At 68.1% G+C, this 22,900-nt stretch carries 20 protein-coding genes; 2 read left to right on the forward strand and 18 right to left on the reverse strand.

Annotated features, from left to right (window positions below; genetic code table 11):
• Nucleotides 1-59: 59 nt before the first annotated feature.
• From WMF20_RS26035 to WMF20_RS26120, 18 genes are all read right to left on the reverse strand, one after another.
• The gene (locus WMF20_RS26035; protein WP_437604660.1) at nt 60-1,889 is read right to left on the reverse strand and encodes an eCIS core domain-containing protein; all 1,830 of its coding nucleotides are present in this window, start codon (nt 1,887-1,889) and stop codon (nt 60-62) included.
• Between the two features lie 78 nt (nt 1,890-1,967).
• Nucleotides 1,968-3,443 carry a contractile injection system tape measure protein gene (locus WMF20_RS26040; RefSeq protein WP_437604661.1) on the reverse strand — a complete coding sequence of 492 codons (1,476 nt, stop codon included), beginning with the start codon at nt 3,441-3,443 and terminating at the stop codon, nt 1,968-1,970.
• Nucleotides 3,440-5,032, reverse strand: coding sequence for a hypothetical protein (locus WMF20_RS26045; RefSeq protein WP_437604662.1), 1,593 nt, complete (start codon nt 5,030-5,032; stop codon nt 3,440-3,442). Before WMF20_RS26045 ends, WMF20_RS26040 begins: the two co-directional genes overlap by 4 nt.
• A gap of 4 nt (nt 5,033-5,036) precedes the next feature.
• A complete protein-coding gene (locus tag WMF20_RS26050) occupies nt 5,037-7,019 on the reverse strand; it encodes a hypothetical protein (protein WP_437604663.1) in 1,983 nt (660 codons plus the stop codon).
• Between the two features lie 22 nt (nt 7,020-7,041).
• Nucleotides 7,042-8,343, reverse strand: coding sequence for a tail fiber domain-containing protein (locus tag WMF20_RS26055; protein WP_437604664.1), 1,302 nt, complete (start codon nt 8,341-8,343; stop codon nt 7,042-7,044).
• A 70-nt stretch (nt 8,344-8,413) separates the two neighbouring features.
• Nucleotides 8,414-12,628, reverse strand: coding sequence for a baseplate J/gp47 family protein (locus WMF20_RS26060; RefSeq protein ID WP_437604665.1), 4,215 nt, complete (start codon nt 12,626-12,628; stop codon nt 8,414-8,416).
• Between the two features lie 15 nt (nt 12,629-12,643).
• Nucleotides 12,644-13,105: a hypothetical protein gene (locus tag WMF20_RS26065; RefSeq protein ID WP_437604666.1), complete on the reverse strand. Its 462-nt coding sequence runs from the start codon at nt 13,103-13,105 to the stop codon at nt 12,644-12,646.
• 7 nt (nt 13,106-13,112) lie between these two features.
• Complete coding sequence (locus WMF20_RS26070; protein ID WP_129576959.1) at nt 13,113-13,529, reverse strand: GPW/gp25 family protein; 417 nt, start codon at nt 13,527-13,529, stop codon at nt 13,113-13,115.
• On the reverse strand, nt 13,519-13,707 hold the full coding sequence (locus tag WMF20_RS26075; protein WP_129576960.1) for a hypothetical protein: 189 nt from the start codon (nt 13,705-13,707) through the stop codon (nt 13,519-13,521). Before WMF20_RS26075 ends, WMF20_RS26070 begins: the two co-directional genes overlap by 11 nt.
• Nucleotides 13,704-15,368: a type VI secretion system tip protein VgrG gene (gene vgrG, locus WMF20_RS26080; RefSeq protein ID WP_437604667.1), complete on the reverse strand. Its 1,665-nt coding sequence runs from the start codon at nt 15,366-15,368 to the stop codon at nt 13,704-13,706. The genes WMF20_RS26075 and vgrG overlap by 4 nt, the downstream gene beginning before the upstream one ends.
• A gap of 8 nt (nt 15,369-15,376) precedes the next feature.
• Complete coding sequence (locus tag WMF20_RS26085) at nt 15,377-16,093, reverse strand: CIS tube protein (RefSeq protein WP_437604668.1); 717 nt, start codon at nt 16,091-16,093, stop codon at nt 15,377-15,379.
• A gap of 2 nt (nt 16,094-16,095) precedes the next feature.
• Entirely contained in the window at nt 16,096-16,266 is a 171-nt protein-coding gene (locus WMF20_RS26090; RefSeq protein ID WP_207217499.1) for a DUF5908 family protein, read from the reverse strand.
• Nucleotides 16,263-16,739 (reverse strand): phage tail protein, encoded by a 477-nt coding sequence (locus tag WMF20_RS26095; protein WP_437604669.1) that lies wholly within the window; start codon nt 16,737-16,739, stop codon nt 16,263-16,265. Before WMF20_RS26095 ends, WMF20_RS26090 begins: the two co-directional genes overlap by 4 nt.
• 102 nt (nt 16,740-16,841) lie before the next feature.
• Nucleotides 16,842-17,291, reverse strand: coding sequence for a phage tail protein (locus tag WMF20_RS26100; protein ID WP_437604670.1), 450 nt, complete (start codon nt 17,289-17,291; stop codon nt 16,842-16,844).
• A gap of 9 nt (nt 17,292-17,300) precedes the next feature.
• Nucleotides 17,301-17,774: a phage tail protein gene (locus WMF20_RS26105; RefSeq protein ID WP_437604671.1), complete on the reverse strand. Its 474-nt coding sequence runs from the start codon at nt 17,772-17,774 to the stop codon at nt 17,301-17,303.
• Nucleotides 17,775-17,777: 3 nt separating this feature from the next.
• Nucleotides 17,778-19,121 (reverse strand): phage tail sheath family protein, encoded by a 1,344-nt coding sequence (locus tag WMF20_RS26110; protein ID WP_437604672.1) that lies wholly within the window; start codon nt 19,119-19,121, stop codon nt 17,778-17,780.
• 12 nt (nt 19,122-19,133) lie between these two features.
• On the reverse strand, nt 19,134-19,946 hold the full coding sequence (locus tag WMF20_RS26115) for a hypothetical protein (RefSeq protein ID WP_437604673.1): 813 nt from the start codon (nt 19,944-19,946) through the stop codon (nt 19,134-19,136).
• Nucleotides 19,943-20,521: a DUF4255 domain-containing protein gene (locus WMF20_RS26120; RefSeq protein WP_437604674.1), complete on the reverse strand. Its 579-nt coding sequence runs from the start codon at nt 20,519-20,521 to the stop codon at nt 19,943-19,945. The genes WMF20_RS26115 and WMF20_RS26120 overlap by 4 nt, the downstream gene beginning before the upstream one ends.
• A 322-nt stretch (nt 20,522-20,843) precedes the next feature.
• Between WMF20_RS26120 and WMF20_RS26125 the strand changes: the two genes are divergently transcribed.
• On the forward strand, nt 20,844-22,202 hold the full coding sequence (locus WMF20_RS26125; protein WP_437604675.1) for an ATP-binding protein: 1,359 nt from the start codon (nt 20,844-20,846) through the stop codon (nt 22,200-22,202).
• Between the two features lie 195 nt (nt 22,203-22,397).
• Entirely contained in the window at nt 22,398-22,844 is a 447-nt protein-coding gene (locus WMF20_RS26130) for a hypothetical protein (RefSeq protein WP_437604676.1), read from the forward strand.
• Nucleotides 22,845-22,900 lie beyond the last annotated feature (56 nt).

Below are 22,900 nucleotides of genomic sequence, written 5' to 3' on the forward strand. Positions count from 1 at the left end.
CGTTCCTGATGACCTTGAACTTGTCGAGGGGCGGCGTCTTCTCCACGTGCACGCGCTTGCTACGGCTGGATAGTGTCGCGGGATCTCTTGATCGCTTCCTCGATGTACTGCACCTCCTTCTTGGAGATATTGGCGCCTGTCTCCAGGGGTTTGAACGTGGCTTTCCCCTGGGGCTCCGGGACGTTCTTACCCGCGGACTTGACGAGCTTCCATTCCATCTGGATCGTTTCGACCTTGTGCTTTGCATCGAGGTCGGGATTTCCGACCGACCAGTCTACCTCGAGATGGTCGTAGTTATCGTTTTTGCCGGCCTCGGTGGCCAAGATTCGGACGTTAGACTCGAAAGGGATCATATGGGTATTGGCGTCGCGGGTGCCGACCACCAGGTTGGTGCCGTCGGTGGCGCCGCCGAGCCCTGCGCCGCGGACGTGGAGCCACTCCCAGCGTTGCTGTTGGTAGCCTGGCACTCCGGCCAGCCAGGCGTAGCCCGTGGCGTTGGTGTTCGCCATGTTGGCGTATTGACCCTGTCCCCGGTCCTTCGGCACCGGCGTGTCCTTGAAATTCGCGCTCCAGTTGGGAGCGCCGAGCGGCTTCAAGATGTTTTCCACCTGGGTGAGCAACCCAGGCCCAGGGAGAGCTCCGGCCTGTTTGTTGCCCAAGACGATCCTGCTCCCCGCGGCCTCGGTCCTGACTCTCGAGTCGGCCTTGAACACCGCCTTGGCGTCGGTCAGTCGCTCGGTGTCGATCTCGATGTCCTCGATGAAGCTGTTGTCTTGCTGCTTCCCGGCGCTGGTGGTGCCAGCGTTGAGCACCTCGACATCCATGGCGTGGGCACGACCGGCGGCGCTGAAACCACCGGCGTTGACGGGAAAACTCGTTTTGATGTTAACGAGTAGACGATTGACTTCTCGTGCCTTTTCCTGTATCTCGTCCCAGTAGTCTTCCTTGTACGTGTGCGAGCTCTGACCGTGAGCGCTCGCTTGATTCACGTGGCGGGAGGGCCTTTGGCCCTGAGGGCGCTCAGCTACGTTCGCGGCGTCGTCGCGAAGGTTCTTCGCGGCATCGAAGCCGTCCTTGGCAGCCTCGACCCACTCATTGAGCTGTTCGAGATCATCCTTATCGTCATCGCTGTCGAGGGTCGGGCTAACCTGCTCGGTGTGCGCGGTGATCTTTTTCAACTGCTCCTCGATCGATTCGAGGAGCTCGTCCATCTTTTCTTTCAGACCCTCTACTTCCGGTTTCCTCTTCACGCGCTGGATGACTCCCGTGATGGCCCTCTGGACGAGCGGCGCGGTTGTGCCGCGCGATGGTCCGGGCTGCAGCTCCGCGCGGCTCCGGTCTTGCTGGACGGCGCGCTCCCCTGCTGCGGCCGCCCTGGCTCCCAGCGTGTCCGCCTCCGCCTCCAGCGCCGGATCATCGTTGAGCGCCACCCCCTTGTACTGGGCCGTCGCCTGTACGCGCCCTTCTCGCTGCTGGACCACGTGCGCGAGCTCGTGCCCGAGCAGCGCCTGCCCCGCCCGCGTCTCGGGCGACCACTGCCCCGGCGCCACGTGGATGTCGCTCCCCTGCGTGTACGCCACCGCCCCCAGCGCCGCCGCCCGCGTCGAGCCTTGATGCACCCGCACGCCGGAGAAATCAGCCCGGAACGCCGCCTCCATCTTGGCCTTCACCGGCGACGGGATCCCCGTGGAATTGACGCCGCGGCCCGCAGCCGCAAAGACCTCAGCCCCGAACGCCTGCTCCAGCGCCGCTCGGGTCGACTCGGCCGGCGGTCGTGCGGGCGGCGTCGTTCTCCGCTGCACGAGCGGCGGCGCCGGAGAGCGGGCCCGCGAGGTGCGCGTGGCGCTCTGCGAGATCTTCGGAGTGGACCGGTCAACAGCGATTTGCATGAGACTCTCCTCGGCGCGGGCGGAGAAACGAGGCGGCCCCGCGCGTCACCGCCAAGCGTGCGTTCAACGAAGCCGCGGTCACCACTCCACAGAGAGCGGCGCCTCCATCCAGGGCTGCTTCACCCAGCTCATCCCCCAGGGAAACCGATCCAGCACCACGTCGTACGAGGCCCGCTCCACGCGGAGGAGCCACGCGCCGTCACGGGCAGAGAGCGCGCCCTTGCGAATCAAGAACGAGCCACGGAATCCGGCGATCGACATCTCCCCCAGGATCGGCGCGCTCGCGATCGCCGCCGCGAGCAGGTTGAGGCACTCCTCGGCCTCTGCCTCGGTGACCGGAGGACCGAAGTCGAAGACCTCTGTCATTCGCATGCCAGAGAGCACGCGGGTCAGGGGAAGCTGGTACTCGGCCGGCTCGAGATCCCCCGTGCAGAGGTGCTGGAGCAGGCCGGCCGCGCGGTGGAGGGCGCGCCGATCCTTGAACTGCGCGTCGGCAAAGAGACCCAGGCGCTCGAACAGGTGCCCGAGGAAGGGCCAGAGCACCACCAGCCCGGCGTTGTCCACGTAGACCTCGTCGGCGTCGCTGTACGCTGGATCGAGGGACAGATCCTGGTCCGCAGCCGCGGCCCCCGGATCGCTCGACGGATGCTCTCCCCGCGTCTCGCGGACCGGCCTCTCCACGCCCGCGCCGGGACTCTGCCCGACCGACCCCAGCGCGCCCGGCCAGGCCGATGGGCTCGGCCCCAGAGGCACATGCAGCCCCGCAAGGAGAGACCCGAGGGTCACGCCGGCCTCCAGCGCGATCCGGGCCAGCGCGTCACGCCAGAAGCCCACCCGCCCGTCGCTCGGGCTCTCCTCGACGCACGCCGCCCGCAGCGCGCCCGTCCAGACGCACGCCCGGAAGCCGTCCGGAGTGGCCCCAGCGACCGCCCGGTGCGCGCGCAGCAGGGCGCCGAGCTCCACCGGCCTCGAAGGGAGGTCGGCCTGCGAGGACGCCACGAGAGCGTCGAACAGCACCGAGAGCTGCGCGTCGTGGCTGTGGCGGACGATCCTCGCCAGTGCGCCGCGCTCGCGCTCGAGCGCCCGGATCAGCGCCGCGAGCGGGCGCGCCGCGCGCTTCAGGAGCAGCCCCAGGGTCTCGTCCAGGAGCCGCGGTCGCGTGCTGTCCGCCCACCAGGGGAGCGCGCCGGTGCGGGCGAAGAACGCCACGAGCTCCAGCCGGGAGATCACCTCGGGATCGAAGCCCCGGAGCGCGGTCTTCTCGTCCTCCTCGCGGATCCGCGCGGCCAGCGCCTCCCGCAGCAGCGGGCTGAGCTTGTCGACCAGATCGCGCTCCAGGTGGTCGGGATCGATCCGCCCGAGATCCACCTCGACCAGCGCGATCCGCTGGAGGCGATCTGGAGCGCCAAGCTCGGTGCAACACCGATCGATGACCGCCTCGAGGCGCTGGGCGTGGATGCGGCCGAGCTCGGTTTGCAGCCGCCACGCCGCCTCGCGATCCTGGACGGTCACCTCCAGGATCTGCCGGCGGATCTGATGGCGCGGCGCGGTCACGGCTCTGTCGCCGCGGGTTCGGGGGCAGCGCCGAGCTCGCTGGGTGGGCCCTCCTCGGCGACCGGGGTCACCGTAACCGATCGCTTGGCGACCCACCCGATCCCGGTGCGGGCCTTGATGGCCATCACGTCCACCGCGCCGCCGAGGGGCAGCGGCGCGATGTCCACCAGGGGATCGAGCGGGCGCACGTACGCCGGGTCCGAGGCCAGAGGCTCCGGCGGATCGCGCGTGATCACGAGATCCATCTCGACCCGGAGCCCCCGGCGCGGAACCTTGTCGGACCCTTCCGGCTCGGTCGCCGCGATGCCCTTGTTCATCGACGGGTCCCGCTCGTCGAGCCGGTGGAAATACGCCGGCAGGCCGAGCTCGCTGGCCTCGTTGCTCGGGTAGAAGTGGTAGAAGACCCCGGGCTGGCCGCCCGAGACGAGCAGCGTGCCGCTCGCGCCGTCGGCGTTCGCCGCGATCTGCAGCACCAGCGGGGGCGCCGGCTCCGGCCTCACCAGGACGACCGCCGCCTGCTCGAGCTGCACCGCGGACTCGAGCGGCGCGCCGGCCGCCGTGTGGATCTTGCGTGCCTGCACCACGACGATGCTGTCGTCCAGGAGCGGCCCCACGCCGAGCTCTACGACGCCGCCGTTGCCCGGCATCGCGTCCCCGTGCTGCACGGAGCCGGCCGGCGCCTGCCAGAGCGCGGGAGGCCGCGGGGTGTACACCTCGACGCCGGACGTGCCGGGGACGGCGATCGCCACGAGGGCAGACCCCGCGTCGGGCACGAAGTCCACGGTGGAGAGCGCGCGGACGTGGGCGCTGTAACGCACGTTCGGCTGACTCCCAGCGATGGTGATCGTGGCGCTGCCCTGCGGCAGGACCGGTGATCCGACGGCCGACACCACGAGATCCCGATCGGCGCGGACCGCGATCGGCAGCTCCGCGGTGAGCACCGCGTGGAGCGGGGCGCGCCCTTCGCCCTCGTCGAACGTCCTCTGGACGTCGACCCGGATCACCGTGTCTTCGGTCACCCGGCTGGCCGTCAGCGTGATGGCGCCGTCCTTGTTCCCGCTCACGCGCTCGGGGGGCGTCATGGGGATCGGGCTCCCCGCGGCGTCGATCAGCCCGTACGTCGCGCCCGCCTGGCTGCCCGTGATGCTCACCAAAACGCGGCTCCCGTGGTCGACGAGGCGAGGCACCTCGGCGATCTCGGGCGTCGAGACAGGGAGATCCGTGACAAGCCCCACCTTCACCGTCGCGGTCTGGAACAGGAAGGTCTCGCGCGTCAACGGATCGAGCTTTTTCGCGCGGATCCGGAAGGTCTTGTCCTCCCTGTCGATGATCGGCCCCTTGAGGACCGCCTTCTCCCCGGTCCCGTCCACGGAGCAGGCGGGCACCACCGGCGCGTCTCCGTCGAACAGCTCGTACCTGACGCCCGCCTGGGCGGGATCGATGGTGATCTCGCAGGGGGCGCCCACGTTGACGGTAAGCTGCGCTTCTTGAACGTCCACGTCCCGGATCGGGGTGGTCTCCCCGAGCCCGAGGAGATCGATGAGCCGGTCCCGGGCGCAGCGCACGTCGATAGGTCTCGCGGTGGACATGGTTCTACGAGCTCCGCTCCTCCAGGTGTACGCCCAACGTCGCGGCGAGGACCTCCCGCCGCTTCTGCAACCACTGCCCGTGAGCCGTCCGGAACGCCGCCCAGGCGTCGGCCGCCATCCAGAGCACATACGGCGTCAGGTGCGCCGGCGTCTCCGCGCGGAGGGTGTTCTCGACGAGCTGCTTGAACGCTGGATCGCTGAATCGCCCCACCCCGTCGGGGAGCACGAACGTCAATCGCAGCGAGTAGGGGTCCCTCTCCCGCGCGGCCGAGAGCAGCGCGGGCGGCCTGTCCGTGGGCGCGTCCGTCGGCCCGGGGCGCTCCTGCTTTTCGTCGCCCGGCATCGGTCGGAGCAGGATGTGCTCGACGACGGCGATCTCCTCGCCTCCGGCGAGCCCGAGCGTGATGCGGAGCCGCTCCTCCAGCCCCGACATGTTGGCGGGGCCAGCGGGCGCGAGGCCATCGAAGCCCGTCCCCCGCGCGCTGCTGATCCGGGGATATCGCTGCAAGAGACGCTGCTTGCGCCGCGCTCGCTCCGCCGGCGAGATGGTCGCTTCGTGTCCGCCGATCGGCTCGGCGAAGCGGGCCAGGAGGTGGTTCAAGAAGCGGTGCTTCCGCTCGAGGGAGGCGACCTCCTCTGGGGTCTCCACGAGGTCGCTGAGCCGGGCCCGGTGCCCGTCGTCGAGCGCGCGGATCTCCTCGAGCCGGAGGCCGGGCTGGTCCAGCACCTGCGTGAAGTACGTCCGCGTGCCGTCGCCGTGGGAGAACAGATCCTTGACGTGGGCGAGCTGTGCGAACGCGCTGGCGAGGAGCTGATCGAAGAACATCAGGTACGCCGCGAGCTGCCTCGCCTGCGCCTTGCGCGCGGGCGTCGCCGAGTCCGGTAGCCCCATCTCGCCGACCCCGTAGAGCGTCGGGAGGTGCTGCTGCACCGAGGTGTACGCGCCGACGTTCCGGTCGCGCCCCGCGGGCACCGCGAGCGCGCTGTCGCCCGCGCCCCGGGGGGCGGCCGGCGCCCTCTCCGCCTTCGCCTGGGCGATCAGCCTCCCGGCGCTCATCAGGGTGATCACGGATGCATCGAAGTTCATCCTCGGAACCCGATCCGGGTCGACCGGCAGGGACCACTCCTCCTTGGCGCCGCCCGTGGAGACGCGGATCCGGCTCACCGCCCGCACCGCCGCGATGTCCGTGATCGCGCGCATCAGATCGGAGGTGTGGATCACGGTCCGCCGCGTCGCGTTTGCCAGCACCTCGTCGGGGAGGAACCCGTGCTCGAGCCGGGGCCCCTCGAACATCGCGTCGACGCTGATGCCGGCGTCCAGCAACCGCGAGAGCGTCGCGAAGGGGATGGGCGGCGAGATCTCGTCGGCGATCGCGCGGCCGATCTCGTTCAGGAGCGCCGCGGGGTCGTCCACCGGCGTGATCTCCACGGTGGCCTCGACCTGGATGAGCTGCGGCTCCAGCACCGTGATCTCGGCGAAGTCCTCGCACAGGGGGCGGTTCTGGTGGAGCCTTCGCGCGACCCTGGCCCTGACCTGGGTGCCCTGGCTGTGCTCCGACGCCTCGATGAGGACGCGGTAGAGGCCGCGCAGGCGGACCGGGTCGGAGGCGATGTCCTTGGGCGCGAGGCGTATCTCCCGCTCCACGGGAAGATAGTAGGGCTGGAGCGCGTCCGCCGTGGCCGGCTCGACCCAGGCGTTCTTGACGCCTTCCACGTCGAGGACGAGCCGGCGGAGGTCAGCTGGCGTCACCGGGTGCGAGGTGAGGATCTCCGCCGGCAGGTGGAGGCTCCGGTACGGATCGTCCCCGCCGTCGGCGAGCAGATCCGGGATCTCGTACCCGGTGCGGTAGCCGAGATCCGAGAGGGCATAACAGAGCTGCTCCAGGAGGGTGATCCCCGGATCGTGGGTGTTGAAGTCCGTCCATTGCCCGCCGGTCATCCGCTCGAGCTGGCGGATTCCCTCTTGGCGCAGAAGAGCGTAGTCCATCGGATGGCTCCAAGTGTCGCGCTCAGGAGGCGCGCGCGAGCTTCAGTGCCTCGACCTCGGCGGCGAGCTCCTTCACCGCCTCGATGAGCGGCGCCACGAGGCGCGCGTAATCGATGCCCTTCGTGCCCTCGTGGGTCGCGGATACCAGCTCGGGGAAGACAGCCTCCACGTCCTGCGCGATGAGCCCGATTTGCAAGCCGGAGCTGATCTTCTCGTCGATCCAGCGATAGTGCACCCCCTGGAGCTGGAGCACCCGCCCGAGCATGGGGCCAAGCGGCGCAATGTCGCGTTTCAGCCGGCGATCCGAATAAAATGGCAGCATGCCGTTAAGGTAGACTTGGCCGTTGGAGACGAGCAGCCTCTCCGCGCCATACTGCCAGATGGAAACGGTGTCGTCGGGGTCGTTGCTGGTGCCGATCTGGAGCTGGGTCGACTCGCCGCTGACGACCATGTAACGAATCCACGCCGCATCGCCGCTGCCACCGCCGGGATCGGCGGGGAACATGATGCCGTTGCTCGCGGAGTTGCCGACCGAGGGCGTGATCGCCCCCCCGACCTTGACGTTGCCGGTGACGTTGAGCTTGTAGCTGCCCGGATCGGCTGTGCCGATGCCCACGTTACCGTCCTTGATCACGAGCATCGCAGCGCCGCCGGCGCCGGGATCGAGCGCGCCGTCGGCGTGCACGCCGCCCTTGTGAAAGGCGAAATGGTTGTCGGTGCGAAAGTACATGGTGCCGTTCTGGATGCCGATTCCAAACCTTTCAGCCCACAGGTTGAGCATCTGGCGAGTGGTGGAGCCAAAGCTCATGCGCGCCTTGCCGTCGGCGCCATCGACGAGGATGTTCCCTGCCACCCGGAGCTTGTTGCCGGCCGGATCGGCTGTGCCGATGCCCATGTTGCCGTCCTTGAGCACGAGCATCGCGGCGCCGTCGGCGCCGTCGACGAGGACGTTCCCCGCCACCCGGAGCTTGTTGCCGGCCGGATCGGCCGTGCCGATGCCCACGCCGCCGGTCGTGGCATCGATGAAGAGGCGGTTTTGGCCGTCGCCGTCGCCGATGCCGAGTCCCTTCTTGCCGCCGGCTTGCAGGCTCAGCGCCCAGGCGGGCTTGGTGTCCGTCGCGAAGCTCTCGTAGAGGTGGATCGCCGGCCTGTCGCCGGCCGTCGACGCCGCGATCTGCGCCGGCTGATCGGCCGCCTTGACGAGGCCGTCGTCCTTCTGGTTCAGCCCCGTGTCGATGAGATCCCTGAAGTTGCCCTCCGTCGGCAGGGCGTTCTTGACGAAGTACGCCTTCAGCTCAGCACGGCTCTTCTTGTTGATTTCCATGGTGTGCGATTGCCTTTCTCACCGAGCGACCGACACGTCGCCTCGGGCGCCTGAGCGTGATCCCAGGCTCTTAGTGGATGAAGAAATCGAGCTCGAGCGTCATGAAGTTGATGCCCGTCATCCGCGTTTCTTCGTACAAACCTTCGCGGAGGATATCGATCTGGTGCCCTCTGGCCGAGGTGAGGACCTCGTCAGGCCTCATCGTCCCAACGAAGGCTCCGCTCCCGTCGGCCGGGGGCGACACCAGTTGGAACCTCTCTCCATCGTCGCTGCGAAAGAGCTTGATGCCAGCGACGAAGTCCACGTAAGGGCGGCGCTCGACGAAATCGACGATGCTGTTGGCGTAAATCCTCCCGCCGATGGCGAGCTCAGCGCCCTCGGCGTAGGCCCAGGGAGCGAGAAAGCGGTTGAGATCGTCGTTGAGCCGCTGGGTGTAGTAGGCGTCGTTGCTGTCGGCCCGGAAGCGCACGCCGAGGCGGACGCGGACGGCCACGTAGTGGGCGTTCACGACCGCGATCGAGGCGGAGGCGGGGGCCCGCGCCGAGAGGTGCTCCCGCACGTCCGTGAGCAGGCTCGCCGGCGCCTTGGGCTCGAAGGGATCGGCCGGCAGCTTGTTCCGGACATCGGGGATAATGACGACCTTTACCTTCCCGGGCTCGCCGAGCGTCGGTGGGACGCACTTGGCCCGGTAGATCTCCGGAAACCGATCGAGGACCAGGCGCTCGTAGTCCCACACGGTGAGCGCGCGCTGCTTGTGGCGGAGGCGCTCGCTGACGCGCGTGGCCCAGGTGTCAGCGCCCTCCGCCGTCCGGCCTCCGTAGGACGCGTAGCGCTGGCGCACGCCCGCGATCTCCGGGATCGCCGAGCTCAGCTTGGTGATGGTCCCGGCGGGGAGGGGCTCGCTGAAGTGATCCGGCGCGTTGTCGTGGTTGACGAAGGTGGCTGTCACCGCCTGGGTGTGAACCGCTATGGTGTCACAGAGGCTCCGTGGGTCCCGCTCCACGGCGGCGCGGATCCAGTAGAGATCGCTGCGCAGGCGGGTGCTGGGCTCCGCCGGGTCGAGGGCGAGCTCGACGATGCCGGAGTTGGTGAGGCCACGGGTCGTGTCCGAGATCAGACGGTGCCCGAGGGGGATCCAGCGGTCGCCGCTCAGGTAGCTGAAGCTGACGGGCTGCGGCGGCAGATCCGGGTTGGCGCTGCCCTCCGCCATCTGGAAGAGGATGGAGACGGTCTGGGGCGGGGAGAGGTCGCGCAGGCCGAGGTAGAGCTCGCCGTCGTTCTCGTATCTGGGCAGGAAGGAGAGGCCGGCGCTCGATCGCTCTCTCTCCCCGTCACAGGCGCCGAAGGGATGAACGTGGAACACCCGATCGACGCCCGCGGCCCGCGGCGCGCCGTCGAAGCGGAGCTCCAGCGAGGACGCGTAATCGAGGGTCAGGCTCTTCAGCTTCGGCGTGTAAGGCGGGTTTATCTGGTACTGCGCGGCGTTGACCGCCGCGGGGTTACTGGCGACAGCAACCGACAGGGCGAGCGCCTTGCTCGAGGCCACCACGGGGTAGCTCCCGTGCTGGAAATCCGGGGCGTTCAGCTCCCATTGCAGGGTGCGCCCCGAGGCCGACAGGTCCTCGTCGATCGAGCCCTCGACGAGCGCCTGGGGGTCGGCCGCCGCGGCCGCGGTGAGGGCGGTGGTGACGGTGATCGAGGTCGGATCGGAGCTCTTCGCGCCGAAGAGCGGCGCTGCCTTGACGAGCTCCGTCGCCCCGCGTCGGTCGATCAAGCTGACCTTGGCGGTGAAGGCGAAAGGGGCAGCCGGATAGTTGGCGTAGTGAGACGCGAGGTCCGCCGGCGCTCCCATCCACTGGAAGCTCATGGCCAGGCTGTCGAGCTTCTTGCCTGCGATCTCGGGGTGTCCGATGAGGAGGCGCGATCCGACGGCCGGCGCGCTGCCGAATGGCTCGAAGGGCTTCTTCGCATCCAACGTCATCTCGTCGTTCTGGAGCGCAATGGCCCTGAGCCCTTGGACCTCCACCTTGAGGTGTGCCGACACCATCAGGAGGTCGCCGAGCTCCCGGTAGCGGACCACGTACTTCTGGTCTGCCCCGCTCCAGATCGGCCGGAGCATGAGCCGCAAGATGGGCCACGGGCTGTCCATCCCGGCGAGCCCCGCAGGCGGCGCCGCGATCGGGTCGACGCCGGGCGGCAGGGTCAACGTGAATCGAGCTCCGAGGGGGTCGCCCTCGGACGTCGTGCCGGTCAGAACCTTGTACGAACCGATCTGCACCCCGACGGAAGTGCACTCGACCCAGCCCTTGGCGGTGCTGAGCTGGAAGAGCAGCGGATGCTCTCCGCCCTTGAGGAAGAGATCCTCGAGGGGGGTGCGCGCGGGGCTGAACCCCAGGGTGAGGGTGATGACGCGCTGGCCTTCGCCGAGCACCAGCAGCGGAGAGCAGAGGGCCCAGCCGAGGACGGGCTCGGGAGCGGGGTCCGTGCTCGAGGAGGGCCGCGCCGCCCCGAAGGTGGCCCATGCGGGAGCGCCTCCCGCGGTGCCCTTCGGGCGGATGGACACCGTGGTGGCGTCCTCCGCCGGAAATAGGTTGAACCACTCCTCCTTCTCCGCCGGCGGCTCGCCGAGCCGATTGCGCTGGGCGATCTCCAGGAGGGCATAGATCCCCTCCCAGTCGCGCGTCGTCGCGGACTCCTGGAGCTTGGCGAGATCCGGCTTGCCGAGGTAGGGCTCGAGGCGCTCCATCGCGGCGGGGTCGTCCTCCGAGCTCGGGTCCTCGCCGAGCACGTACCGGATCAGGTCCACGAGGCGCGCCGGCGGCGTGGCCTCGTGGAGCCGCCGGAGCTCGTCTCTGCGGTCCTTGCGGAGCTTCTCCCGGTGGGCCTCTTCGAGGATCGAAAAGACCTGGCTCCAGTCGTCCTGCGGCGTGTCGAGGACCTCGCCCATGGCCATGGCGAAGCTCTCCACCGGCATGTAGAAGTACCCCTCGAGCACGAGGACCTCTCCCCAGTACGCCTCGATGCCGTCCGTGCCGACAGCAGCCTTCGCGTTGTCGGCGAAGGCCGTGACGTCGGCGGGCAACAGCCGGTAGTCGGGGTCGTTCCGCCGCTTCTGCCCGGCGCTCTCGAGGATGCGATTGATCTCGCCCCACGCGGCGTCGAACCGCCTCTTGAGCTGCATCATCCGTTCGAAGTCGGCGAGCGCGAAGTACAGCGTCCCCTGGATGAACGCCTGCACGTCGCCGCGCGCCCGGTGCTCGTAGAGATCGTCGACGGTGCTCACCTGGGCGAGCGTGCCGTAGGTGAAAGGCCCCACGGCCTCCTGGAGGTTCGCCTCCAGGTCCCGCGAGCTCCGGGCGAGCGCGAACGGAGCGCCCCTCTTCTTCGTGCCGGCGAGCTCCAGCGCGGCGTAAATCTCGTCCCACTCGGAGGGCGTCTCCGCGCGCTCCTTTCTCTGCTCCATCAGATCGCGCAGCGTGGGGGGCGACATGAAGAAGCCGCTGTCCGAGCGCTTCACGAGGTCGCGAAGGCTCGTCAGCTTGGCGAAGTCGACCGGCTGACCGGAGCCGGGATAGGGCGGAAGCGGGCCTCCGACCGCGAGAGCGAACATCGCCTCGCACGCCCGCGGCTTGTCGTTCGCGTAGCCGCTCGATATCTCCCGGAGCCCCACGCGCCGTCGATCGATGAAGAGGGAGCTGATCGCTTCGACCTGCGTCTGGTTGACGACGAGATCCCGATCAGTCGCATAGCTCCGGGCTCGTCCAAGGCTGTCCGGGCCCGCGTCGAGGACCGTCCCAGCGGGCAGCAGGACCTCCCGGCCGCGGGAGGCGAGATCGACGATCAGGTTCACCCGATCCGGGACGGGCGGCCTCCGGGCCATCCGCAGGACCTGGCGATAGTAGAAGTCGAGGTGCCGTCCTGTCAGCGTGTTGAGCTCGGCCCGCGATTTCTCGAAGAGCTGCAGGAACGCGAGGAAGAGGACGAAATGTGGCCGGTAGAGCTCGGGCGCGGCCTCGGGGGTGAACTTCTCGGGCTCCCGGAGGAACGCCGCGACGTCCTCGGGCCGGAGCTTCGCGTCGACGAATCCGCTCCAGTCGCCCTCCGGCCCACCGCCGGCGCCGTAGTACGTGAGCTCTTTGCCGTAGGCGCGCGCGAACGAAAGGAGCTCCGCGGACGTTCGCTCGTCCACCGAGACGTAGCCGGGATCGAGCGCGGCGAGCGCGCGCCCCGCCTGGCTCGTACCGTCGCGCTCTGCGCCCGCAGGCTCTCTCGACGTGCTCGACATGGATGGCTTTGCCTTTCAGGTTCCCTTGAAGATCTTGTTGGTCGTCGTGAACATGCCCTTGCCCTGGTACTTCAGGGTCGAGTCCGGGATCGGCGGCCCCGGCCCCTTCGGCGGCTGCTTCGCCGGGTTCTGGACCTCGAACGTCGCGGTGAACGTGGTCCCTTTCAGGAGGACAGCATTGTCGCCGGTCTTGGTCTTCTCCGCCTTCTGATCGCTCCCGAGGGCGGCGATCTTCAGCGTCCCCTTGCCCGGGATGGAGTACCCCGGAATCACGTAAGAGCAATTGGCGACCGAGACCTTGCCCTCGTCACCCTCGACGCAGAGCTTCTTCCCGTTCAGCGTCCCTGGGCCGCTCCCCTCCAGCTTTCCGGGCCTGGGATGGACGAGCGCGGGCGTGAAACTGGGCAGGAAGATCGCCTTGTCGCCGTTGACGAGGATGAGTCTTTCTTCCTCGGGGCTCTTGAGCTTTTTTTTCATGGCGCTCTCACCACCCGGGGAGGGTCGCCTCCGTGAGATAGAACGGGAAGACCATGTTGAAGCGCGAGTTCGTACCCCTGATGGTGTAGTTGACCGCGATGAGCACGCAGCCCGGCTGGGTGTCGCTCGCCGCGACGTCGATCCGATCGACCTGGATCCGCGGCTCGTGCTCGAGGATCGCGTCCGAAAGGAGCCGCTCGATGGTGTTGATCAGCCCCTGATCCAGCTCCTCGAACACCAGGCTCGCGAGGTCGCAGCCGAACGTCTCCGCAAGGACCCGCTCGCCCGGCGAGGTCCCCACCAGGATCTGCAGGCTCTGCTGGACGTCGGCGGGGCCGGAGACCATCTCCACGTCAGCGCCGCCGCGGCTGAACGAGGGCGGGAAGGCCCAGCCTCGACCGAGGAAAGAGCTCTCAGGTTGCATCCGGCTCCTCCCGGTCGGGCTTGCCGGCGAGCTGCTCGCTTGCCTGCTGCTGCACCTTGGCGACCAGCGCGTAGACCTTGGCGAACGGGAGCAGCCCCACCCCCTCCAGGATCAGGTTCGCCTCGTCCACCGTCACCGAGAGATGGATTTCTCTCACCTCCTGCCTCGATTGGCTCATTTGATGTCGACCTCCTTGCCGCTGATCGTGACGTTGCCGTCGATCTTGAGATTGAGATGCTTGCTGCTCGTGATCTCGATCCCATCCTTACCCATGGTGATCGAGTTCTGAGTGATCGAGTCCTGATCCCCCTTGCTCTTGCTCTTGATCTCGATCCCACCCTCACCCATGGAGATCGAGTTCTCGTGCCGGTCGGAGAGGACGATCGATTTTGCGCCGTCGTCGGGGTCGAGGAATTGTATCGTCGTCCCGAACTTGGTCACGATCCCGCTCTTGTCGTTCTTTTTGCTGGGCTTTCCCATCACCTTCGGGGGCGCGTTCTTCGACCCGAAGAGGGCCCCCAGGATCACGGGGCGGCGCGGATCGTCGTTGAAGAAGCCCACCACCACCTCGTCCTTGGGCTCCGGCCGGAAGAAGTACCCGCGCGCCTTGCCTGCGTCGGGCGCGGCGAGCCGGGCCCAGACGGCCTTGTCCTGCTTCGCGTCGACCCCGGGGAGGATGACCTTGACCCGGAGCTCCTCGTCGGGATCGTCCTCGAACTCTGCGACGACGCCGATCTGCAGCCCGCTCACCGCGGGCAGGAGCCCGGCCGCAGGCGCCTCGCGGAACTCCTCCTTGCGGGAGAGCTCCTCGGGCGAGAGCCCGAACTGCACGTCGGTCCGCCAGCCCGACGCGTCGACCCGGTGGCGGAGCCCCGTCACCAGCGTCTTGCCGTTGAAGCGCTTGCCGATCCCCTCGACCTCCATCACGTCGAGGAGCCCGATGTCGCCAAAGCCCGGCACCGCGATCCGCCCGCGGAGCAGCGCCATGCGGCTCCTCGCCATGCGGGCGTCGGCCCAGGCTTGGAGTTCCTCGGCGACGACGGGGACCGGGTGGGAGAGCGTACAGGTGCCGTTGCCGACCGCCCCGCCGAGCTTGCCCCCGTCGAGGTTCCCCTGGGTGGCGTGGGCGCTCTTCGCCTTGCGGGCCGGCGTGGGCTTCTGCTCCTTGGGATCCCAGGCGACGCTCTCCACGGCCTCGTACTGGTGCTCGGCGTCGGCCTCGATCTCGACGTCGAAGATCTCGCTGATGCCATAAGAGAAGCAGTGTTTGGGCGCGCCTTCGATCTCCATCTTACGGAGCGAGATCTTGCCGTCCTCGACGACCACGAGGAGGCCGAGCGCGCCGGCCCGTGAGAGGATGAAGTCCCACGGCGTGGCGTGGTATTGCACCATCTCCGCGTGCTCCGGCCTCGTCTCGGCGATGGTGCCGACCTCGAGCTCCGCCGCCTCGATCAGCTGTTTCACGATCGCGCCGTCGGTCATCTTCCGGAAGACGGCGCTCCGCCGCGCTCCGGTCAGCCTGACCGCGGCGTCCTTGAGCCCGATCACCAGGACGGAGCCGTCGTCGCCAGCCTCCACCCCGTGCCGCACCACCACCCCCTTGAAGACGCACCGGTCTTCTTCCCCCTCGTACCGGAGCTTGATCTCGATCTTCGCCCCCGGCGCGAAGAAGCCCGTATCGCTGATAGCGAACGCCTGCTGCGCGGCGTCGCCGTCGAGCACGCGCAGCTCCGCTCGGGGGATCCGGTCGACCTCTCTCCGGATGTCGATGGAGATGAGCTCGTAGGCCGGGTCCATCGGCTTGCCGTCGCTGAGGATCGTGGAAGTCACCGCGGGCATGGCGCCGTCTACCCTTCCCCGGAGGTGCCGGCGCCCAGGTTGGCGAGCGGCGGAAAGAAGATCTCCTGGCCGGGGATCAGGCTCCTGAAGTCGTCCAGGCGGTTCCACCGCGCGACGTCCAGGTAGCGGGCGGACGAGCCATAGATGTCCTTGGTCAGCAGCGGCAGCGTGTCCCCGCTGCGCACGATCCGGCTGTGGGTCAGATCCGGCGACGTCTTGCCCTCCTCCCTGGCGCGCGCTTTGGCGGCCTTGTCGGAGATCAGCGTCACCTCGATCTCTGCCCGGAGCGGGGTGCCGTCGCGCTCGAACGCGGTGTACTTGATGTCGACCGCGGAGAGACGACAGGAGAACTTCAGCGAGCCCCACTCCACGAGGAGGTAATTGGGCTCGTGGATGTCCCCGTTGTAACGGAAGGTGACGTCGAGGAACGTCTTCACGCGATCCTTCACGCTCTTCCGCACCGGCGCGACGATTCCCATCGACTCCACGCCGGTGCCGTCGACCATCAGGGTGAGCGTGAGCTCGCTCGGCTTGCTCTGGCTGTACGAGAGCTGCGGCCCGCTGGAGCCCACCCCCTGCTTGGCCCCCCAGGCGATCGCGTAGCGCTGCGAGAACGACGCCGGGTTGAACATCGCCTCGAACGGCGCCCCGCTCGGCTGCCGGCGCCCGACGTCCTTGAACGCCGTGATCTTGAGCTTCTCGAGCTTGAAGAGGTTCAGTCCCACGATCATCTCTCCTTCGACGCCTTGAGGACCCGGAGGACCTCCTTGACCGCCGCCTCGATCACGGCCTCCTGCCCGGCGGCGTCGGGCGCGGCGGCGCGCGCGCGCGGCGCCCCCTCCGGGGGCGCCACGACGGCGCGGATCACCAGCTCTTTGATCTCCACAGGCATGGTCATACCTTCATGATCTGCATCCGGGCGTAGGCGAGCTCGAGCGACTCGATGAGCAGCTCCTTCGGCTCGGCGGCGAGGTCGGCGATCGACCACTTGACCGGATAGGCTCTGGAGAAGAACCATGCCGACACCGGGGTGTACGCCTCGCTGAAGAGGGTCACGAGGACGTTCGAGGGGGCGAATTTGAAGAGGGACATGGCGGCGTCGAAGTCGAGGCGCAGCGGCGAGCTCGCCACCATACCGCGCTCCAACACCAGGTTGCCGTACTCGACCCTCGAGGGCAGCGGCTGGGTGTAGAGGTTCTGTCCGCCCTCCTCGAGCGGCGTCGTCTTCACTGTCGCCGAGAGCCCAGTCACCTTCTTGAAGCGGACGTCGAGCGGGTTTGGCACCACGCCGCCGGCGAAGAAGAAGACGCCGAAGCGGAAGTTTACGAACATCTCGCTCTGCGGAACGAGCTCCGGGATGGCAGCGCTCATGATCCTGACCTCCATCCCTTCGGTCCGGGGCCCGGGGCGCCGCGCGGCGGATCCGCGCGGGGCCCCGGATCTCGGCCGGAGGGACCGCCGCTCTCGCGAACGTCAGAGCCTGACAACGGAGACCTCCCTGACCTGCAGTTCGAGAGTGTCCACGACGACGTCGTTCGTGGTGGCGCTGAAGGCCGGCGCCTTGAGGCTGACGGGTACCGCGACGGCGACCTTCCAGGCGAGCACCGCCGCGCCCGTCGCGTCACAGAGGCTGACCTCCATGCTCCGGCTGTCCCGCTTGTCCAGCCAGTTGAACAGGAACAGCGGATCTGCCCCGAGGACGGTGCCGCGCTTGCAGGTGACAGGCGTGAAGCGCTTGGAGTTGAACGTCATGATCACGGGGCCCTCCTGGAAGCTCAGGCCGTGCGCGTACGTCACGTGCTCGCGCTCGGCCGCGAGACCCGAGACCTCGGTGAAGCTCATCGAGGCCTCGCCCACCTTCACGCGGAAGTTGTACGCAGCGAGCGGGTAGCTCGTCCGCTGGTTGTCCGTCGACTGGGCCATCGCGCCGCTCTACGCCTCTTCGATCAGGATCGCGTCCGCCATCAGCTCCATGCTCTCGATGGCGGCCTCGTTGGACGATGCCGTGAAGGTGGGCGCGTCGAGCCTCGTGGGGAAGGCGTTCTGCACCTTCCAGCTGATCACCGCGTCGCCCTTCTCGTCGCAGAGGCGGACGTAGATGTCCTTCTTCTCGACCTGGTTCACCTGGATCGCGCTGATCCAGGCGTAGAGCGTGGCGACGCTGGTCTTCTTGACGATGCCCTTCTTCAGCGTGAGCGTCGGCGCGGTGGGCTGCGCCGGCATGTTCATCACCACCGGACCGGGCGCCGCCCCGCCGGTGGGGCTCTCCTTGTAGGTCGTCGTCTCGCGCTTGATGCTGAGCCCGGAGATCTCCGAGAAGCCGACCGCGGCGCCCGCGATCTCGACTCGATAGTTGTACGACGGGAGAGGATACGCGGTCACGATCTCGCTCTTGGTCAGTGCCATGGCCTAGGCCTCCTGCAGCTTGTGAGAGAAGCGAAGGACGACGAACTCGGCCGGTCGCACGGCCGCGATCCCGATCTCGACGATCATTCGCCCCTCGAGGATGTCCTGGTTGGTCATCGTCTTGCCCAGGCCCACGTTGACGAAGTAGGCCGCCGCCGGGGAGGCCCCGGCCAGGGCGCCGCGCTCCCAGAGGCTGTAGAGGAAGCTCTCGATCATCCCCTTGACCTTCAGCCAGGTCGTCATGTCGTTGGGCTCGAAGACCGCGAAGGAGGTCGCCTTTCGGGCCGACTCCTCGATCATGATGAAGAGCCGCCGGACGGGGATGTACCGCCACTCGTTGTCGTTGCCGGCCAGGGTCCTCGCCCCCCAGACGATGGTCCCCTTGCCGGTGAACGCGCGCACGGCGTTGATCGATTTACCCGCCGTCGGATCGACGTTGAGGGCATCCTGAGCGTCGTTGGTGATCTTCAGCACCGGGCCGATGACGGCCGCGACGCTGACGTTGGCGGGAGCCTTCCATACGCCGCGATCCCGGTCGACGCTGGCGTAGATGCCCGCGACCGCCGCGCTCGGCGGGAGGACGACCCGCTCGGCCGTCAGCCTGGCCTTGACCTGCTGATAGGTCGCCGTCTGGCTCGACTTGATGGTGGCGAGGGTGCCCCCGGTCGCCGCCCCGCCCTGGATGGTGACGGTGACGTCCGCGTCGGCGTACGCGTAGCTCAGGGAGGTCTGGAGGTACGGGTAGTAGGCGGCGCCGTAGGCCAGGTTGCTCGTCCCGATCTCGTCGCGGAACACGTCGATGTCCTTCTTGTCCGGCGCCGCGTCCTTCTTGACGTCGAAGATCGCAAAGCGATCCCCCAGCTTGTGGCACTGGGCAAGGGCCGCCTGGCAAAGCTCGTGGTAGTCCGCGGCGACGAGGCTCACGGCGTCGGTCAAGACGATCAGCGTCGGCTCGTCCTCCTTCTCGAGCAGCAGAAGGCCGTCGGCGATCTTGTCCTTGGCGGGCGGTGACGTGTAGTCTCCGACGGAGACGACATAACATCTCCCGCCCCCGTTCTTGAAGTAGTGGCTCACAGCGTAGTACAGCAAGAACTTGGTATCGGAGCTCCGCGTCACCCCGGTCACCTGGGACGCGGCGTCCACCGTGACCGTAAAGGTCGCGAGATTGGGCCCGCCGAAGAGCTGCTCGTACTCGAGCATCGTGCTCACCTGGGCGATCGACGGGCTCTTCGGGCCCTTCTCGGTATATCCTATGAAGGCGGGGATCGCAGTGGAGACCTCCGCCACGGAGGGCGGCAGGGTCGACACCTCTTCCACGTAAACACCGGGCGTCTTATAAGCAGGCATTGTTCCTCGATCTCAGGGGGTTTGAAACGGTTGCGCTCGATACTTGATGATCTGAAACAGCACATCCTCCTTTGCAGCGCTCTGCATCGACGGATTGGGCAGCGGGCCCGCCACGCGGTCGGGGCCGAGCCGGAGCTCGAGGCTCTTCCTCGGCTCTGCGCGAGCGGCGACGGGCTGATCGGAGACGAAGCACAGGCAGCGCATCCCGGGATACCGACTGGCAATCTGCGCCGCGACCGGGTCCACAGGGTCGAGGGTCACGGCGCTGAAGCGCAGCGCGTCGATGGCCCCGGCGGGCGAGGCGTCCACCACGGTGAGCTCGCCCCCGGCCGGCGCCAGGTCGGTGACGCAGTAGTAGGCCCATCGCGCCTGCCTGGCCGGGAAGCTGACCTGGAAGCGGGCGGGCTGCGGCGCGCTCCCGGGGCGGATCTCGACGGCGGCGAAGACGCCCGTCGGGAGCCGCGGCCGGGCCGGGTCGGCGGGGGCTAGCCGCAGCTCGCCGTCGGTCCCAGCGCCGGCGTCCGTGAAGACCGGCGCCGAGTGCCCGCGGACGCCGGTGAGGTCGGTGACGACAACGAAGTCGCCGCCCTGGACCTCGATGTAAAAGAGCAGCGCCGCGTCCCCCGGGAGCGGGAGGAAGGGTTGTCCCATGGGGTCGACCGGAGAGAGGACCCGGACGCCCTCGGGGCTCGATCGCACAAGACAGCGATGATTGCGGAGCAGGCGCGCCGTGGCGTCGCTCGGCTCGATCGAGAAGGACGGACACCGGAGGTCGGTGTAGAACGCGTGCTTCAGGAGCACCTCGATGATCGCTGCGTGCTTCACGGGTTGATCCTCAGCACCGGATCGCTGATCTGCGGTGCGCTGAGGCCGTCCTTGTCCTGGAAGACGGCCATCCGGACCTTGTAGAGGAGCGAAGGCTGATACGCGCTCCGAAGCATGCCCCAGAGCTGGTTCAGCTCGGAGAGGGGGAGCGTCAAGAGCTCCATGGTGAGCTTCTCGATCCTGTCGCTCAGCGCCGGCGTGTTCTCGTGGTCGAGGACCCGGCGGCCCTGGAAGAACTGCAGGATCAGCGAGATGCACCGCAGGCCTTGCTCGTACTCTTTGAAGCGGGCGGCGAAGAGGACGTAAGCGTTTATCTGGATCGCAGGCTGGACGCGCTGCGTGGTGCCGTCCGGCAGCGTCACCCGGAACGGGTCGGCCGGTCGCAGCGTGTGATCCTCCTCGAGGTTGACCAGGAGGAGCGTGACGGCTCCGAGCTTGAGCTCGAGGCTGTCCACCTTCTCGCTGTCGAGGAAGACGACCGGCCCCTGGTCGGGCACTGGGCCGCGCCAGCCCGAGCTCGCGGTCAGGTGCTCGTTCACCGTGTTCCTGAGCAGGACGAGGATGTCGCTGATCACGGCTGACGACTCCTAGAGCTCTGAACTTGTCCCGCTCTCATTGGCTCTCATCCTTGAAGATCTCGGGTCAGCGCATCCGCGGCGCGACGCCTGAACGTCAGGCTCCGTCGAGCGGATCGCCACGATGGAACAGCGCTTCGATGCCCGCGGACGAAGCACTGGGTCCTCCGCCGGCGCCGAGCTCGACCTCCGTAGTACCCGCGGCCGGCCGCATTGACAACTTAAGCCATTTTAAGAGGCCTCGTATTTAGCGGCGTGACCGGGGCGTGTCGTGCCACCGTTCGCGCAGCGGTTCTGGAGCGAGGAGGAGCGCCGCGGCTCGATGGGTATGGCAAGGATGACCAAGATCGTGGAGAACGCCGCCGACCTCGAGCGGGAGCTATTCTGGTTTCGCAGCGTCCTGGAGGCGCGGATCAAGATCCATTTCGGCGACGGTGCGACCGAGGGGAGCGTGCTCGACATCGCGCCGCCCGACCTCGGCGGGTCGAGCTCGGAGTACGCCGGCTTCGTGCGGCGCCATCAGCTCTCCTTCGTCGAGCGCCTCGCCCTGGTGCTCGCCCTGGTCCCGCACCTGCGGCCCCAGCTCCTCGACGTCTGCTTCGGCCGCGACACCGCCGTGAATCGGAGGCTCACCGAGTTCGGCGGCGCCCAGCTCGGCTCCGACGGCGAGCTCCTGCCCACGGCCGAGACGCTGGCGTTCATCCTCGGTGGTGACGACCTCGCGGTCCGGTTCTCGGCGCAGCTCCTCCTGGATCCAGAGCACCTCTTCGCCAGGCACGACGTCCTCAGGCTCGGGGGCGGCGACGAGGTGACGCCGATGAAGGCTCCCCTCCGGATCTCGGAAGAGCTGCTCTGTCTCTTCACCACCGGCGAGCCGCGACGGCTCGGCTGCGGGCCCGGCTTTCCCGCCCAGCGGATCGAGACGCGCCTCGGCTGGGACGACGTCGTGCTGCAGCCCAGCACCCGCAAGCACCTCGAGGAGATCGAGACCTGGATCGAGCACGGAGAGACGTTGATGGCGGACTGGGGCATGGCCGGGAAGCTGCGCCCCGGCTACCGCAGCCTCTTCTATGGCCCGCCGGGCACGGGCAAGACGATGACCGCCTGCCTGCTCGGCAAGTCCACCGGCCGTGAGGTCTACAAGGTGGATATCTCCCTGGTGGTGTCGAAGTACCTCGGGGAGACGGAGAAGAACCTCGGCCGGGTCTTCGACCAGGCCGAGCGCAGGGGCTGGATCCTGTTCTTCGACGAGGCCGACGCGCTCTTCGGCAAGCGCAGCGAGACGCGGGACGCGCACGACCATTACGCCAACCAGCAGGTCTCCTTCCTCCTCCAGCGCATCGAGACCTTCGACGGGCTCGCGGTCCTGGCGTCCAACCTGCGCGACAACCTCGACGACGCCTTTGCGCGGCGGTTCGAGTCGATCATCTACTTTCCGACGCCGCGCGCCGAGGAGCGCGCGCGGCTGTGGCGGCAGGGGCTCTCGCCCAAGGCGAGGCTCGACGGCGCCGTGGACCTGGAGAAGATCGCGCGCGAACACGCGCTCGCGGGGGGCGCGATCATGAACGTGATCCGCTACGCCTCACTTCAGGCCTTGAGAGAGGGCGGCCGCCCCCTCACGGTAGAGGACCTCCTGCAGGGAATCCGGAAGGAGTATGCCAAGCAGGGGAAGGCGGGTTGAGCGGACGCCCGCGCGGTGCTCACCTTGACTTCTCTTGAGATGACGAGCTCGGCGTCGCCCGCCTCAGCAGGGATCTCCCGGTCGCCCCGTCGCCAGCCGCGCTCTCATGAATTTTTCTTAAGCTGACATTCGGCGCCGTCCGGTTCATGAGGGCATCTCTGCGCGAGCGAGGGGGCCGCCCCGAGGACCGCGCCCATGACCACGGAAGATCCTATGGACCAGAACGAACCTCTCCCGTTCGGCGGCTCGTCGTCGGTGACGGTCGGCGTCTCCTTTCGCGCTCCCCTCGGCGAAGGCGACACGCCGAGGCGCGCGATCGAGCGGCTGCTGCGATCGGTGGGCGAGGCCCTGTCGGCCCATTTCGAGGGCCGCGCGACCGCGCGCCTCGACGTCGAGCGCGCCACCGCGACGGCGACCCTGCGCATCCCCGAGCCGGCCGGCAGCACGAAGGTGTGCGACGTCTCGGTGACCTTGCTCGCCGACGAGCTCGACGGGGATGCAGAGCTCGTCGTCGTCCCGCGGATCCGCGCCGAGATCTACCGCCGGAGGGGCGACGTCGACTGGCTCGCCCGCGACGCGTCGGCGGACGTCGATCGGCTCGCCGGCGAGATCGAGGACGTCCTCTCGTCGCTCTCGCCGTAGCCGCGCAGCGCACGTTCATCGCGGGCGCGCCATCCCGCGCTCGAAGGAGGTCCACC

Origin of the sequence: Sorangium sp. So ce834 (genome assembly GCF_051521425.1) — a bacterium.
Lineage (GTDB): Bacteria > Myxococcota_A > Polyangia > Polyangiales > Polyangiaceae > Sorangium > Sorangium cellulosum_D.

Bases quoted from the DNA above. Each gene is read 5' to 3' on its own strand.
- WMF20_RS26035 (WP_437604660.1), bottom strand. From the start codon at position 1,889: ATGCAAATCGCTGTTGACCGGTCCACTCCGAAGATCTCGCAGAGCGCC.
- WMF20_RS26100 (WP_437604670.1), bottom strand. From the start codon at position 17,291: ATGGCCCAGTCGACGGACAACCAGCGGACGAGCTACCCGCTCGCTGCG.
- WMF20_RS26075 (WP_129576960.1), bottom strand. From the start codon at position 13,707: ATGAGCCAATCGAGGCAGGAGGTGAGAGAAATCCATCTCTCGGTGACG.
- WMF20_RS26105 (WP_437604671.1), bottom strand. From the start codon at position 17,774: ATGGCACTGACCAAGAGCGAGATCGTGACCGCGTATCCTCTCCCGTCG.
- WMF20_RS26070 (WP_129576959.1), bottom strand. From the start codon at position 13,529: ATGCAACCTGAGAGCTCTTTCCTCGGTCGAGGCTGGGCCTTCCCGCCC.
- WMF20_RS26090 (WP_207217499.1), bottom strand. From the start codon at position 16,266: ATGACCATGCCTGTGGAGATCAAAGAGCTGGTGATCCGCGCCGTCGTG.
- WMF20_RS26095 (WP_437604669.1), bottom strand. From the start codon at position 16,739: ATGAGCGCTGCCATCCCGGAGCTCGTTCCGCAGAGCGAGATGTTCGTA.
- WMF20_RS26110 (WP_437604672.1), bottom strand. From the start codon at position 19,121: ATGCCTGCTTATAAGACGCCCGGTGTTTACGTGGAAGAGGTGTCGACC.
- WMF20_RS26060 (WP_437604665.1), bottom strand. From the start codon at position 12,628: ATGTCGAGCACGTCGAGAGAGCCTGCGGGCGCAGAGCGCGACGGTACG.
- WMF20_RS26055 (WP_437604664.1), bottom strand. From the start codon at position 8,343: ATGGAAATCAACAAGAAGAGCCGTGCTGAGCTGAAGGCGTACTTCGTC.
- vgrG (WP_437604667.1), bottom strand. From the start codon at position 15,368: ATGCCCGCGGTGACTTCCACGATCCTCAGCGACGGCAAGCCGATGGAC.
- WMF20_RS26045 (WP_437604662.1), bottom strand. From the start codon at position 5,032: ATGTCCACCGCGAGACCTATCGACGTGCGCTGCGCCCGGGACCGGCTC.
- WMF20_RS26130 (WP_437604676.1), top strand. From the start codon at position 22,398: ATGACCACGGAAGATCCTATGGACCAGAACGAACCTCTCCCGTTCGGC.
- WMF20_RS26125 (WP_437604675.1), top strand. From the start codon at position 20,844: ATGGGTATGGCAAGGATGACCAAGATCGTGGAGAACGCCGCCGACCTC.
- WMF20_RS26065 (WP_437604666.1), bottom strand. From the start codon at position 13,105: ATGAAAAAAAAGCTCAAGAGCCCCGAGGAAGAAAGACTCATCCTCGTC.
- WMF20_RS26050 (WP_437604663.1), bottom strand. From the start codon at position 7,019: ATGGACTACGCTCTTCTGCGCCAAGAGGGAATCCGCCAGCTCGAGCGG.